The 13785-nt window shown below is 70.3% G+C and carries 10 protein-coding genes and 3 pseudogenes; 8 read left to right on the top strand and 5 right to left on the bottom strand.

Features of this window, described 5'->3' with window-relative positions; genetic code table 11:
- Positions 1-90 precede the first annotated feature (90 nt).
- Genes OG780_RS37790 through OG780_RS37780 form a run of 3 tightly spaced genes read left to right on the top strand, consistent with a single transcriptional unit; the run spans position 91 to position 2388 of the window.
- A complete protein-coding gene (locus OG780_RS37790; RefSeq protein ID WP_328455872.1) occupies positions 91-666 on the top strand; it encodes a carboxymuconolactone decarboxylase family protein in 576 nt (191 codons plus the stop codon).
- On the top strand, positions 663-1544 hold the full coding sequence (locus OG780_RS37785) for a fumarylacetoacetate hydrolase family protein (RefSeq protein WP_328455870.1): 882 nt from the start codon (positions 663-665) through the stop codon (positions 1542-1544). Before OG780_RS37790 ends, OG780_RS37785 begins: the two co-directional genes overlap by 4 nt.
- A gap of 10 nt (positions 1545-1554) precedes the next feature.
- Positions 1555-2388, top strand: coding sequence for a fumarylacetoacetate hydrolase family protein (locus tag OG780_RS37780; protein ID WP_328455868.1), 834 nt, complete (start codon positions 1555-1557; stop codon positions 2386-2388).
- 390 nt (positions 2389-2778) lie between these two features.
- Here the strand turns inward: OG780_RS37780 and OG780_RS37775 are convergent, their stop codons facing one another.
- Positions 2779-3468, bottom strand: coding sequence for a FadR/GntR family transcriptional regulator (locus OG780_RS37775; RefSeq protein WP_328455866.1), 690 nt, complete (start codon positions 3466-3468; stop codon positions 2779-2781).
- A gap of 190 nt (positions 3469-3658) precedes the next feature.
- Here OG780_RS37775 and leuA point away from each other — a divergent pair, with 190 nt between their 5' ends.
- From leuA to OG780_RS37750, 5 genes and pseudogenes are all read left to right on the top strand, one after another.
- Positions 3659-5458: a 2-isopropylmalate synthase gene (leuA, locus tag OG780_RS37770; RefSeq protein ID WP_328455865.1), complete on the top strand. Its 1800-nt coding sequence runs from the start codon at positions 3659-3661 to the stop codon at positions 5456-5458.
- A gap of 29 nt (positions 5459-5487) precedes the next feature.
- A pseudogene (locus tag OG780_RS37765) lies at positions 5488-5668 on the top strand (ATP-binding cassette domain-containing protein); the annotation flags it as partial.
- Between the two features lie 670 nt (positions 5669-6338).
- Positions 6339-6755: an SAV_915 family protein gene (locus OG780_RS37760; RefSeq protein ID WP_328455863.1), complete on the top strand. Its 417-nt coding sequence runs from the start codon at positions 6339-6341 to the stop codon at positions 6753-6755.
- 9 nt (positions 6756-6764) lie between these two features.
- Entirely contained in the window at positions 6765-8195 is a 1431-nt protein-coding gene (gene lysA / locus OG780_RS37755) for a diaminopimelate decarboxylase (RefSeq protein ID WP_328455861.1), read from the top strand.
- Positions 8196-8354: 159 nt separating this feature from the next.
- Positions 8355-9636: pseudogene (locus OG780_RS37750) on the top strand (HAD-IC family P-type ATPase); the annotation flags it as partial.
- A gap of 102 nt (positions 9637-9738) precedes the next feature.
- Here the strand turns inward: OG780_RS37750 and OG780_RS37745 are convergent.
- The 4 genes and pseudogenes from OG780_RS37745 to OG780_RS37730 form a co-directional block, all read right to left on the bottom strand.
- Positions 9739-11553 carry an APC family permease gene (locus OG780_RS37745; protein ID WP_328455859.1) on the bottom strand — a complete coding sequence of 605 codons (1815 nt, stop codon included), beginning with the start codon at positions 11551-11553 and terminating at the stop codon, positions 9739-9741.
- 279 nt (positions 11554-11832) lie between these two features.
- Positions 11833-12209: pseudogene (locus tag OG780_RS37740) on the bottom strand (histidine kinase); the annotation flags it as partial.
- Between the two features lie 99 nt (positions 12210-12308).
- Positions 12309-12992, bottom strand: a complete 684-nt coding sequence (locus OG780_RS37735) for a response regulator (protein ID WP_328455857.1) — start codon at positions 12990-12992, stop codon at positions 12309-12311.
- Positions 12993-13116: 124 nt separating this feature from the next.
- The gene (locus tag OG780_RS37730) at positions 13117-13785 is read right to left on the bottom strand and encodes a potassium-transporting ATPase subunit C (protein WP_328455855.1); all 669 of its coding nucleotides are present in this window, start codon (positions 13783-13785) and stop codon (positions 13117-13119) included.

Here is a 13785-nt window from a genome sequence, read left to right as displayed (position 1 = left end):
TCGTTTCAATCATTGGAACGTGCGGAAGTGCGATGCCATTGCTCGGCACAGCTCTGCATGTACTCCGGCGCGCGCACGACACTCGGCGCCATGACTCGGTTGCCCCGCCTCACCCCAGGTGAACTCGACCTCGACCAACGCCCCCTCTACGACGCGATCACCGGAGGACCACGCGCCGGCGGTCCCCAGCTCTTCGCCCTCACCGACGCACAGGGAAGACTCAACGGCCCCTTCAACGCGATGCTGTTCGCACCCAGGGTCGGGGCGGCCCTCCAGGAGCTGGGCTCGGCGATCCGTTACCGGACCTCGCTCAGCGGTCGAATCCGCGAACTCGCCATCCTCGCGGTCGCGGCCCACTGGGACTCGGCCTTCGAGCGCTACGCCCACGAGCCGATCGGCCGGGCGGCGGGTCTGACCGACGCGGAGATCGCCGCGGTGAACGCCGGCACGGCACCTGAGCTCTCGGACCCCGCCGAAGCCGCCGCCCTGGAACTGGTGCGGGTCCTGGTCGCGCGTGGTGACGCCGACGACGCCGTCTTCGACCGGGCCGTTTCATTGAACGGCATCGAGGCGGTGGTGGAGCTCACCACCCTGGTGGGCTACTACGTGACGCTCGCGCTGCAGTTGCGCGTCTTCCGCGTCGGACCACCAGGAGACTCCGCATGAAACTCGTGACCTTCAACGACGGCCGGGTCGGCTACGTCGACGGCGAGGCCGTCGTCGAGCTCGACGTCCCGTCGATGCGCGACTACTTCGAGCAGGAAGGGAAGGTCGGGGAGACCGGGCGGCGCTTCCCCCTCGAGGAGGTCACCCTGCGGGCGCCGATCGTGCCGAAGAAGTTCTTCCACACCGCCGGCAACTTCACCGACCACCACGACGAGCTGACCGCCGTCGACTGGTCGCACCCGGTGCACAAGGGGATCGTCTTCTTCCAGAACGTCGACGCGATCATCGGTCCCGACCAGCCGATCGTGTACCCCGAGGGGCTCACGAAGGAGCTCGACTACGAACTCGAGCTGGCCATCGTGATCGGCAAGAGCGGCAAGTTCTTCGGGCCGGAGGAAGCCGAGGACTACATCGCCGGCTACACGATCTTCAACGACATCACCGCGCGTGACATCCAGCGCCGCGAGATGCAGTCGGGCGTCTTCTCCTTCTCGAAGGGGATCGACACCTTCTGCCCCATCGGCCCCTGGATCGTCACGAAGGACGAGGTTCCCGACCCGCACGCGCTCGCGATGGAGCTCCGGGTCAACGGCGAGCGGCGGCAGACCGGCAACACCGAGAAGATGATCATCTCGATCCCGCACCTGGTCGCCTACCACTCGGCCCAGGGCTACACGGCCGGCGACATCATCACGACCGGCACGATCTCGGGCGTCGCCGCGGTGCAGCCGAATCCGTTCGACTTCTACCTCCAGCCGGGCGACCGCATCGAGGCGGAGATCGAGGGCGTCGGCACGCTGCGGAACCACGTGGTCGGCTGGAAGGACGCGCACGACACCGAGCCGTTCTCCATCGACCTCTACGGCCCGGCGAACTGAGGCGGAGCAGATGCGCACAGCCACGCTGGCCGACCGCGCCGTCCTGCTCACCGACGACGGCGCGGTCGACATCGCCGACGCCTCTTCGGGACGCTTCGGCCCGGACCCCATGGACGTCCTGAACAACTGGACCGAGTTCCGGGCCTGGGCCGGGAGCGCCGAACTGCCCGCGGCGAGCCCGTACCGGCCCGCCGATCTGGACGCGCCGGTCCCGCGACCACGCCAGGTCTTCGCGGTGGCGCTGAACTACCGTCCGCACGCCGCCGAAGCCGGGTACGTCCCGCCCGAGATCCCTCTCCTCTTCACCAAGTTTCCCAGCTGCATCGTCGGCCCGGCCGCGGAGGTCGAACTGCCCAAGGGCAACGTCGACTGGGAGCTGGAGATGGTCGCCGTCATCGGTGCGCCCTGCCATCGGGTGCCGGCGAGCGAAGGCTGGGAGGTCGTGGCCGGGCTCACCGTGGGACAGGACCTCTCCGAACGCGTCCTCCAACTCACCGGCAAACCGCCGCAGTTCTCGCTGGGCAAGTCGTATCCGGGCTTCGGCCCGACCGGTCCGGCGCTGGTGACCCCCGACGAGCTGCCGGACCGGGACGACATCGCGATCGAGTGCCTGCTGAACGGCGAGAGCGTCCAGGCGGCACGCACCAGCGAGATGATCTTCTCCGTTCCGCAGTTGGTGGAGTTCATCAGCGCGGTGTGCCCGCTCCACCCCGGCGACCTGATCTTCACCGGGACCCCGGCCGGGGTGGGCAACCGTCGCGTTCCGCAGCGGTTCCTCGGCCCCGACGACGTCCTGGTCAGCCGGATCGACGGCCTGGGCGAGATGCGCCAGACCTTCCGGTGAACGCGGCCCGCGCCGGCCACCACCCAGGAGGCCGGCGCGGGTCCGCTTCGTCGGGGGCCGGACCAGGCTGTGACCGATGAGGACCAGCGGTCCGTCCCCGCGGACCGGGGCGAGCGCTCGGCCCCCTGGTCCGCGAGGACGTGCACATCGGTGAAGAGAGGCTCGCGCCCCCGTTTTTCCACGCCCCGGGCACTGCACGCATGCCGTCCGGGCGGTGCCGGCCGGCCGCGCCGCAAGGTCCTGGCAGGAGTCGGCGGAGCCCCCCGAGTGCGGGAAGAAGAGGACCGTCCAGGGCGTGGCGGGTAACACGACGGAGGGGAAAGCCCGTACCCACGGTTCGGCATCGAGCATGGCTACGCTCTCCGGGAAAACGACGGACGACGACGCGGATCACAGGGAGTGGAGCAGGGCGAGGGTCTGCTGGAGCTCGTCACGCAGTGCTCGTCCCGCCGCCTCGGCATCCCCCTGCACGACGGCGTTCACCAGGACGGCGTGCCCCGCGTCGCCGTGGTTCGGATCGTCGGAGCGCAGGCTGAGCAACTCGACCAGATCGAGCAGCCGTCGCTGCAGCACCGGTACGAACTCGGTGAACAGGCCGGTGAGCACAGGATTGTGGGCCGCGGCGACCATGGCCTGGTGCAGGGCGATGTCGGCCTCGACGAACTCGGCGTTGCCGGCGTTCGCGGCGTCACGGCGCCTGGCCAGGGCCTCGTGGAGGGCGGTGATGTCGTCCTCGGTCCGGCGCTGCGCGGCCAACTGCGCGGCCTCGACCTCGATGAGCATCCGCACCTCGTAGACGTCCGTGATGGCCGCCTGGCGGAGTCGGGTGGACCAGTCCTCCCTGGGCTCGGTCGCGATGACGAAGACCCCGGATCCCTGGCGTGCCTGCACCAGTCCCGCGCCGGCCAGTGCGCGCAGGGCCTCGCGAACGGTGGAGCGCCCCACGCCGAGGGACTTGGCGAGGGCGGTCTCGCCGGGGAGCTTCGTCCCCAGGGACCACTCGCCGCCGGTGATCTGCTCGCGCAGGTGTTCCGTGGCTTGTTCGACCAAGGGGGACGGCCGCAAGGCGCCTAGTGGCATGTGAGGTTCACCTTCCTACACCTCTCAGGTTGTCTGAGGAGCTGAGTTGTCGTTACTGTACCTCGCATGCTGCTGCACGAGCTCCTTCTCCTCGGCTGCCGCTGCGGGGCCTGACACGACCGGCACCCCGCAGCGGGGTACGGGGCTGCGCCGGTCACACGATGGCCGACTGGAAGAAGTTCAGCACACCATGGCAGCTCCCTCTCAGAGCACGGCGTTTCCCACCCTGCGCACTCCCGCCGGTGACGTCCCGGCGGACGCGCCGCGCTGGAACCCCCAGCGGCCGAGCGCGATGCCGCACCACCGCTACCAGCCCGCGCACCAGCGGGTCGCCCTGCCCCTGACAGACCGCACCTGGCCCTCGCGCCGGATCGAGCGGGCCCCGCTGTGGGTGCCGGTCGACCTGCGCGACGGCAACCAGGCGCTGGCCGAGCCGATGGACACCGAGCGCAAGCGCCGGATGTTCGACCTCCTGGTCACCATGGGCTTCAAGGAGATCGAGGTCGGATACCCGTCCGCCAGCCAGACCGACTTCGACTTCGTACGGCACCTGGCCGACAGCGGCACCGTCCCCGACGACGTGACCGTCTCCGTGTTCACCGCGGCCCGCGAAGACCTGATCGACCGGACCATCGCCTCCGTCGAAGGCCTCCCCCGCACCCTCGTACACCTCTACACCGCGACCGCGCCCACCTGGCGGAACGTCGTCCTGGCCCGCTCCCGTGCCGAGGTCCACCGGCTGATCCTGGACGCCGCCGGCCACCTGATGCGCAAGGCCGAACAGCGGCCGGGCGCCGGCATCCGGTTCGAGTTCTCCCCGGAGGTCTTCAACCTCACGGAGCCTGACTTCGTCCTGGAGGTCTGCAACAGCGTGACCGAGTTGTGGGAGGCGAGCCCCGACCGGCCGGTGGTCCACAACCTGCCCGCGACCGTGGAGATCGCCACGCCCAACGTGTACGCGGACCAGATCGAGTACATGGACCGCCACCTGGCACGCCGCGACTCGGTGATCCTCTCCGTCCACCCGCACAACGACCGCGGCACCGGCGTCGCCTGCGCCGAACTCGCCGTCCTGGCGGGGGCGCAGCGCGTCGAGGGCTGCCTGTTCGGCAACGGCGAGCGCACCGGGAACGTCGATCTGGTGACCCTGGCCCTCAACCTGTACGCGCAGGGCGTGAACCCGATGGTCGACTTCTCCGACATCGACGCGGTGCGCGAGGTGGTGGAGCACTGCAACCGGCTGCCGGTCCACCCCCGCCACCCCTACGGTGGCGACCTCGTGCACACCGCCTTCTCCGGCACCCACCAGGACGCCATCGCCAAGGGCCTGGCCCATCACGCCGAGCAGGCCGCCGAACAGGGCGTCGCCGCCGAGGAGATGCCGTGGGCGGTGCCGTATCTGCCCATCGACCCGGGTGACATCGGCCGTACCTACGAGGAGGTCATCCGCATCAACTCCCAGTCCGGCAAGGGAGGCATCGCCCACCTCCTGCACACCCACCACGGCCTGGACCTGCCCCGGGCCATGCGACCGGACTTCTCCCGCACGGTGCAGCACGTCACCGACACCACCGGCCAGGAGCTGAGCCACAAGGAGCTGTGGGAACTCTTCCGCACCACCTACATCGCCCCGGCCCTGGACGGCCCCATCGCCCTGGCCTCCTGGAACGCCACGGAACCCGCCCCCGGCGAGCACCGGTTCACCTGTACCCTGCGCACCGGCGGGCAGGAGCACTCCTGCCACGGCACCGGCAACGGACCGCTGTCCGCCCTCGCCGACGCCTTGCGCACCGTAGGCATCACCGTCGACATCCTCGGCTACACCGAGCACTCCACCGGCACCGGGCCGGGCAGCCCCGCCGCGGCCTACGCCGAGTGCCGTGTGAACGGCGTGACCTGCTGGGGCGCGGGCTGGGACACCTCCGTCCTGACCGCGTCGGTCCACGCGGTCATGGCCGCCGTCAACCGCTGCGAACAGGCCTCCTCGTGACCACGGCACCGGTACTCCACGCGCAGGACGTGGAGCTCCTCCGCGACGGCAGCGCGATCCTGAGCTACGTGTCGCTGACCGTACGGACCGGCGAGCACCGGGCGCTGCTCGGCCCCGACGGCGCGGGCAGGACCACCCTGCTCGCTCTCCTCGGGGCTCTCGCCCGTCCCACCCGCGGCACCGTCGAGGTGCTGGGCCACCGGCTGGCCGACCTTGCCGACGCGGCCGGTGACCTCAGGGAGCTGAGCGAGTTGCTGGACGAGGGATCCATGCACGCCGGGTTGCTGCTCACTCGACGTGCGGCCGCGACCGGCGACCTGCGTGAGCTGCAACGGATCTCCGACGCCGGGTACGACGAGGCCGACAACGAGCTGGACCGGCTGCTGCAGGCACCGAACGGCGGGTATCGGGGCTGAGACATCCGATCGGCCGCCGCAAGCGGCCTTTCAAGCACCAACCAGCTGTCCTGTGGCCGCAGGCCAGGCGCCTCAGTCCACCAGGGCAGCGGTTGGGTACGGCGTGTACTCGCGTGCACTCGCGTGTACACGCCGGCCTACGTCTGCCGGTCGGGCATCCCCTTCGGCCTGCCCTGCCTGACGTCCGGATCGCTCACCTCGCACGCCCCTCACCTACAACGCTCCGTCCTGCTCGTCATCGGTCGGGTGACAGGGCACGTGCCCCGCAGGTATCCCCGAAGACTCCGCCACTGCTCTGACCAGTGCATCCCCGCCTCCGTCAGCATCGCGTCATGGGTGCGGGGCTTGCCGTCAAGCATCCGTCAGTGAGGGGCCCCGACCCCGGTGGGGCGGGCATAGCTTCGTCGCAGCGCCCGGCCGATCCGACCGGGCGGCGCACGTCGCCTTCCGCGAGGAGCAACACCATGTCTCCAGTCGAGTACTCCGAGGACCCCGAGCCCTCTGAACCCTTCCCGGCCGGACTTCTCTTCGTCCCTGTCCGGTCGGGGCCAGCGGGCTGTACGGCCCGGTTCTTCCGCACTCCGCTGGGCGGCCGTACGGCCGTCGGCTTCACCTCGGTCGCGAGGCTGACCGCCACGCTCGGCCCGGACCAGACCTCCATCCGGCTCTCCGAACCAGCACTGCGCGCCCTCGCCGCGCCTCTGGGCGTCACCGCCCTCACCGTCGACCCGCAGTTCTCCGCCCCCACGACCGACCGCACCGCGGCCACGGTCCGCGAGCGCGAGAACTCCTGGCACCGCTGGCATCCCCAGCACACCGTTGTTTTGCGGGTGACCGGAACCGCGGCCGGCGTCCCGAGTCTGAACCCGCTGATCGGCTGAGGAGACGTCATGTCCATCCAGGAACTCCCTGTTCAGGAACCGTCCGTTCAGGAAGCGCCCTCCGGGAAACCGTCCGTTCAGCGACGGCGGGCACGCGGAGCCGGCCGCTCCGGCGAAGGACCCCACGCCGACGCGCGAGACGCCGACGGCTTCTCGGTCTGGCCCCGTTCAGCCCGCCCCGAACCCGACAGGGACGTCTCCGTGGGCGGTGTCTCCCTGGCCGAGGCCGCCGACCGCTTCGGCACCCCGGTCTACGTCCTCGACGAGCAGGAGGTCCGGGAGCGCTGTCGCGCCTACCGCACAGCGTTCCCCGACGCCGACATCGTCTACGCGGCCAAGGCTTTCCTGTGCCGGGCCATGGTCCACTGGGTCCAGGAAGAGGGCCTCGGTCTGGACGTCTGCTCCGCCGGAGAACTCGCACTCGCCGTCACCACCGGCTTTCCGCCGGAGAAGATCGTGCTGCACGGCAACGCCAAGAGCCCCGAGGACCTCGGTACAGCCCTCCGGCTCGGTGTCGGACGCGTCGTCGTGGACAGCACCTCGGAGATCGCCCGGCTGGCCGCGATCACTCCCGCCGGAAGCCGCCAGCCGGTCATGGTGCGGGTGGTGCCCGGCATCGTGGCCGGCGGACATGCCAAGGTGCGCACCGGCACGGACGACCAGAAGTTCGGCCTGTCGGTCACGGACGGCTCCGCGCAGCACGCCGTCACCCGGATCCTCGACCAGCCGCACCTCGAACTCGTCGGCCTGCACTGCCACATCGGCTCCCAGGTCACCACCGTGAAGCCGTACGTCGCCGCCGTGCGCCGCATGGTCGGACTGATGGCCCGCGTCCACGGCCAGCACGGCATCGCCCTCCCCCAGCTGAACATCGGCGGCGGCCACGCCATCGCCTACCGCCCCGGCGAGGAGCACCTCGACATCTCTGTCCTGGCCGGGAGGGTCCGTGCCGAGCTCGAGGACGGCTGCGCCCGCGCCGGACTGCCCGTGCCCCGGCTCACCCTCGAACCCGGCCGGGCGATCGTCGGCCCCGCCGGGGTCGCCGTCTACCGGGTGCTGGCCGTCAAGCGCACCGGCGCCCACACCTTCGTCGCCGTCGACGGCGGCATGAGCGACAACCCCAGGCCCGCGCTGTACGGAGTGCGCTACGCGCCCCGGCTCATCGGCCGCCCCTCCTGCGCACCGCCCCGCCTCGTCACCGTCGTGGGCCGGCACTGCGAGGCGGGCGACATCCTCGCGGACGAGGTGGCCCTCCCCGGCGATGTGCGCCCCGGCGACCTCCTCGCCGTCCCCGCGGCCGGCGCCTACCACCTCTCCATGGCTTCCGGGTACAACCTCGTCGGCCGCCCCCCGGTGGTCGCGGTCTCCGACGGCATCGCGCGCGTGCTCGTACGGCGTGAGTCGCTGGACGACATGAGTCACCGCGACGTCGGGCTGTAATCCCTGGTCCCACCCCGGTCCTCCGCCGTGCCGAGGCTTCCGCCCGGCGGAGGACGCACGCCGGAGAAGTTCTGGTGTCCGCCCCCGCCCGGCCCCCGGGCCGACCTCCCCTCCCCTCCCCCAAGAACCGACCGGCCGCCGCGCCGGGTTGGCGCCGGAATGCTCGATCCGACGCAACCATGGCATGCGCTCCCGCAGGCGTTCACCAAGCTGAATCCGGTGGCCCTGTTCCGTAATCCGGTCATGTTCGTGACCGAGGTCGGCGCCGCGCTGACCACGGGCATCGCCGTCGTCCACCCCAGCCTCCTCGGCTGGCTGATCACCGTCTGGCTGTGGCTGACGGTGATCTTCGCCAACCTCGCGGAAGCCGTGGCCGAGAGCCGTGGCAAGGCACAGGCCGACTCACTGCGCAGGACCCGGCAGCAGACCACCGCCTGGCGCCTCGCCGGCTGGGAGCCCGGGGCGACTCAGGACGCCTGCCTCGAAGTGGCCGTCGCCGCCTCCGGGTTGAGGCGGGGGCGACATCGTGTCCGTGTCCGCCGGAGAGCTGATCCCCGGCGACGGCGATGTCGTCGACGGCGCCGCGAGCGTCGACGAGTCCGCGATCACCGGTGAGTCCGCGCCGGTCATCCGTGAGTCGGGCGGCGACCGCAGCGCGGTCACCGGCGGCACCCGGGTGCTCTCCGACCACCTCGTCGTACGCATCACCCAGGAGCCCGGGGAGAGCTTCCTGGACCGGATGATCGCCCTGGTCGAGGGCGCCAACCGGCAGAAGACCCCCAACGAGCTTGCCCTCAACCTGCTCCTGGTCATGCTGACCTTCGTGTTCCTGGTCGCGGTCGTGCCCCTGCAACCGATGGCGATCTTCTCCAAGGACGCGATGGCCGCCGCGCACGACACCGCGGCGCTCGACGCGAACGGCGTCACCGCCATCGTGCTGGTCTCACTGCTGGTCTGCCTGATCCCGACCACGATCGGCGCGCTGTTGTCGGCGATCGGCATCGCGGGCATGGACCGGTTGGTGCAGCGGAACGTACTGGCCACGTCCGGCAGGGCGGTCGAGGCGGCCGGTGACGTCAACACCCTGCTGCTCGACAAGACGGGCACGATCACCTTCGGCAACCGGCGGGCGAGCGCGTTCCTCCCGGTCGAAGCGGTCCCCGTGGAGCGGCTGGCGCGGGCCGCGCTCCTTTCCTTGGCCGACGAGACGCCCGAGGGCCGCTCCATCGTCGAATTCACCTACGAGAAGTACGAGTTGACCGAGCGGGTCGCGAACGGCGCCGTGTGGGTGCCGTTCAGCGCCGCCACCCGGATGTCCGGGGTCGACCTTCCCGACGGGGAGCGACTGCGCAAGGGCGCTGCGGCGTCGGCCGCGGCGTGGGTGCGTGAGCAGGGCGGCGAGGTTCCGCTCGCGCTGGAAGGTGCTGTGCAGCAGGTCTCCGCGTCGTCCTGGCACTGCTCGACTTCCTGTCGGCGCTGTCCCTGGGCACCATCGCCGACGGCCTGCTGTAACGGCCCGGGCACCGGCTGAGCCTGTGGGACTTCACAGACTCAGCCGGTACGGCACGACGCAGACGACGACGTCCGTACGGGCCCGCAGCGCGGCGGCCAGCAGGAGGCCGCGCTGATTCTGAAGGATCTGGTAGCGGCGGTGGCGCGGCTCGACCTCGGGGACGAGGACGGCGATCTGCCGTCCTTCCTTCTCCGCCCGCCGGACGTAGTCGACGATCGGTTCCACGAGGGAGCGTTGCGGGCTGTCGATGACGTCCAGACGCACGCCGGGATTCCAGCGGGCCCAACTCTCCTCCAGGGCACGGGCCTTGGCCGGATCTCCGTGTACGGCGACCGCGACGACGTCGTGACCGAGCGCGCGGGCGGCCGTCAGCGCGTGCTGGGTGAGCTTGCTGACCTCGCCGACCGGCACGATGACGAGGGAGTCGGTGATCCGCACCGGCGGCGGGATCTCCCCCAGCCCGAGTTCCCGGCCGACCTCCGTGTAGTAACGCTGGACTCGGGCGAACAACAGCATGAGCAGCGGAATGGCGACAACCACCACCCAGGCACCCTCCAGGAACTTGGTGGCCAGCAGGACGATGCCCGCCACGGCCGTCAGCACCGCGCCGATCCCGTTCAGTACCGCGCGCCGCAGCCAGCCGGGCGGCCGGTCCTGCCTCCAGTGCCGTACGAGCCCGATCTGACTGATCGTGAAGCCGATGAACACACCGATCGCGAACAGCGGGATCATCCGGTGCGTGTCCGCGTTCACGGCGATCAGCAGCAGAGCCGCGAGCAGGGCAAGGGCCACCACTCCCCAGCGATAGACGGGGCGTTCCTTGCGCAGCCCGAACAGATGTGGCAGCCGGTGGTCCTTGGCCAGCAGGCTCATCAGGACGGGCAGACCGCCGAAGCTCGTGTTCGCGGCGAGGGCGAGAGCGACGGTGACGATGAGGTTGGTCGCGTAGTACGCCCAGCCCGTCCCGTACGAGCCCGCCGTGAGCTGCGCGAGTACGGTCACGCCGCCGCGCGGGGCCACATGGTCACGGCGGATCAGCACCGCGAGCCCGATCAGCATCAGCCCGAGCAGCGCGCCCAGCATCAGCTCGGTGCGCTGCGCCCGCTTGACGCGCGGCGCGCGGAAGGCGGGTACCCCGTTGGCGATGGCCTCCACTCCGGTCAGCGCGGAGCAGCCCGAGGAGAACGCCTTCAGGAGCAGCAGCACGCCCAATGCCTCGGTGGCGTGGACGGGTTGGTCGGTCCCGACGACGGCCAGCGGGTGTGGGCGCAAAAGCCCGAGCACGACGATGCCGAGGATGCTCACGATGAACAGCACCGTGGGCAGCATCAGAACCCGGGCGCTCTCCGCCACCCCCCGCAGGTTCACGACCGTGAGCAGAGCGAGCCCGGCCAGGCAGAGTTCGAGCAGATACGAGCCGAGCGAGGGGAAGGCGGACGCGAGACTGGCCGCTCCGGCCGCCAGGCTGACGGTCACGGTGAGCACGTAGTCCACGACGAGACTGGCCGCCGCGAGGTAACTCGTCCTGGGGCCGAGATCCTTCTTGGCCACCGCGTAGGCGCCACCGCCGTCCGGGTGAACGGCGATCACCTGCCCGTAGGACACGACGAGCACCGCCAGCAGCGCGGCGATGACCAAGGTCACCGGCAGTGTCGCGGACAGCGCCCCGGTCCCGGCGGCGATCAGGACGAGCACGATCGCCTCGGGCCCGTACGCCACCGAGCTCAGCGCGTCCAGGGACAGGGCGGCGAGCCCTTCAAGACTGGTGAGGTGGTGCCGTTCGCCCTCCCCGGGCAGCAACGGAACTTTCGGCCGCAGTTCGCGGCGGGCCAGACCGTACGCCATCGGGGACCTCGCGGTGCAGAGTGTGGGGGGATCAGGGCTGTTCGAGGCCAGTGTGACCACGGCTTCACAACGAGGAGCGTCAAGGACGCGCCAAGGCTTCGCACCTCGTCAGGGAATGCTTCATGGCTCTGCCTGGGAAGCCTCCTTCCCGGATCCGGGGTCGGCATCGTGCGGGCCGCCGGCCGGGTCGGAGTCGGCTGGAGGGTGGCGGTCGCCGGAAAATCGGGGCGGCCGGGCAGCGGATCGGACGCGGCCGGGGGACGTCGTCACCGATGACTTGGACAGAGCCGCGTCGACCTTGTCGGGCTTGTAGACGTTGCCGTGCGCCATGCGGCGCCGCAGCGCGGGCGGCGACATGTCGACCAGCTCGATCTGGTCGGCCCGGCGTACGACTTGCCACCCGGGGCCGCCGGGCCGGCACCGCGTCGACGTCCATCTCCGTGAAGGCGGTGCCGCGGTACTCCAGATTCCTTGCGCGGAACCTGCTCCAGACCGTGCAGCATCACCTCGGTGTGCGGCCAGTGGTGGCGCTCCACGAACGCGACCACGCAGTCGGTGCCCCGCTCGACCCGGCGGTGCGCCTCGGAGAGCATCGCGTACGTCTTGCCGACCCCCGGTGCCGCACCGAGATAGATCCGAAGTTCGCCGCGTGCCATCTTCTCGTCTCTTCGTCTCTACGGGCGGGGCCGTGGGGTGCCAAGGGTGGTCTCGAAGGGGATCCGGTCGGGATCACGTCGGGAGTTTCAGCCAGGGGCTCAGCGTTCGAAGCGGTAACCCATGCCGGGTTCGGTGATGAGGTGACGAGGGTGGGCGGGGTCCGTCTCCAGCTTGCGGCGGAGTTGGGCCATGTAGACCCGCAGGTAGTTGCTCTTGTCGCTCTGGCCGGCCCCCCACACCTCCTGCAGCAGCTGCCTCTGTGTGATGAGCCGGCCGGGGTTGCAGACCAGGATCTCCATCAGATGCCACTCTGTCGGTGTGAGGCGTACGTCGCGCCCGGCGCGGGTCGCCTTCTTGGCGAGCAGGTCGAGGGTGAAAGTGTCCGTCGTGACGAATGTCGTCTCGGGGGCCAGGGGAATGTCCCCGGTGCGGCGGACGGCGGCGCGCAGCCGGGCCAGCAGTTCGTTCATGCTGAACGGTTTGGTGATGTAGTCGTCGGCGCCCGCGTCGAGCGCGGCGACCTTCTCGTCGGAGGCCCGGCGCGCGGACAGCACCAGGATCGGTACGCGAGTCCAGCCGCGGAGGGCTTTGATGACGTCCGTGCCGTCCATGTCGGGCAGTCCGAGGTCGAGCAGGACCACGTCGGGCTGCCGGGCGGCGGCGATGCGCAGGGCAGTGGTGCCGTCGGGGGCCGCGTCCACTCCGTACTTGCGGGCCCGCAGGTTGATCACGAGGGCCCGGACGAGCTGAGGGTCGTCCTCCACCACCAGTACCCGGGTCATCGGTGTGTGCCTTCTCTGTGGGACGGAGGGCCGAATCCTGTGGAACCGGCTTCGTGAACGCGGGAGTCGACGAGCCGGGGTGTCTTCCCCGGTCGCCGACTCCCGCGCGGTGCGCATAAGGCCATCAGCTCTTCGCCACGAGTTCCTTGAGCGCGATGTTGAGGTCGAGGACGTTGACGCGGGGTTCGCCGATGAAGCCGAGGGTCCGGCCGTCGGTGTGCTCGTCGACCAGCTTCCGCACCTGGGCGACGGGCAGGTGGTTCTTCTCGGCGACCCGGTGGACCTGGATGTCCGCGTATTCCGGGGAGATGTCCGGGTCCAGACCGGAGCCGGAGGAGGTGACCGCCTCGGCGGGCACGTCCGCGGGTTTGACCGTGTAGCCGGGGACCGAGTTGTCCTTGATGACGGCGGCCTTGGCGTCCTTGACCCACTTGATCAGGTCGGCGTTGTCACCGGACCGGTTGGTGGCACCGGACAGGATCAGCTTGTACTGGGTGTTGACGCTGTTGGTCCCCAGACCGTTCTGCGGACGGCCCTGGAACCACTTCAGGTCCGGCTCCGGGGTCTCCTGGCCCTTCTTCAGCGGCAGGTTGTACGCCTGCCCGATGAGCGAGGAGCCGACCACCTTGCCGTCCGCCTTGATCTCCGAGCCGTTCGCTTTGCCGGGGAAGATCCCTTGGGCGATACCGGTGACGGCGAGCGGATACAGCACACCGCACACGACGGTCAGGACGAGCAGGGCCCGCAGGCCGGCCCAGAGCAACCGGGCCGTGTTGCTTACCGAGTTGTTCAT

Origin of the sequence: Streptomyces sp. NBC_00386, assembly GCF_036063235.1 — a bacterium.
Taxonomy (GTDB): Bacteria; Actinomycetota; Actinomycetes; order Streptomycetales; family Streptomycetaceae; genus Streptomyces.
This window is presented reverse-complemented; position numbering and strand designations above follow the sequence as displayed.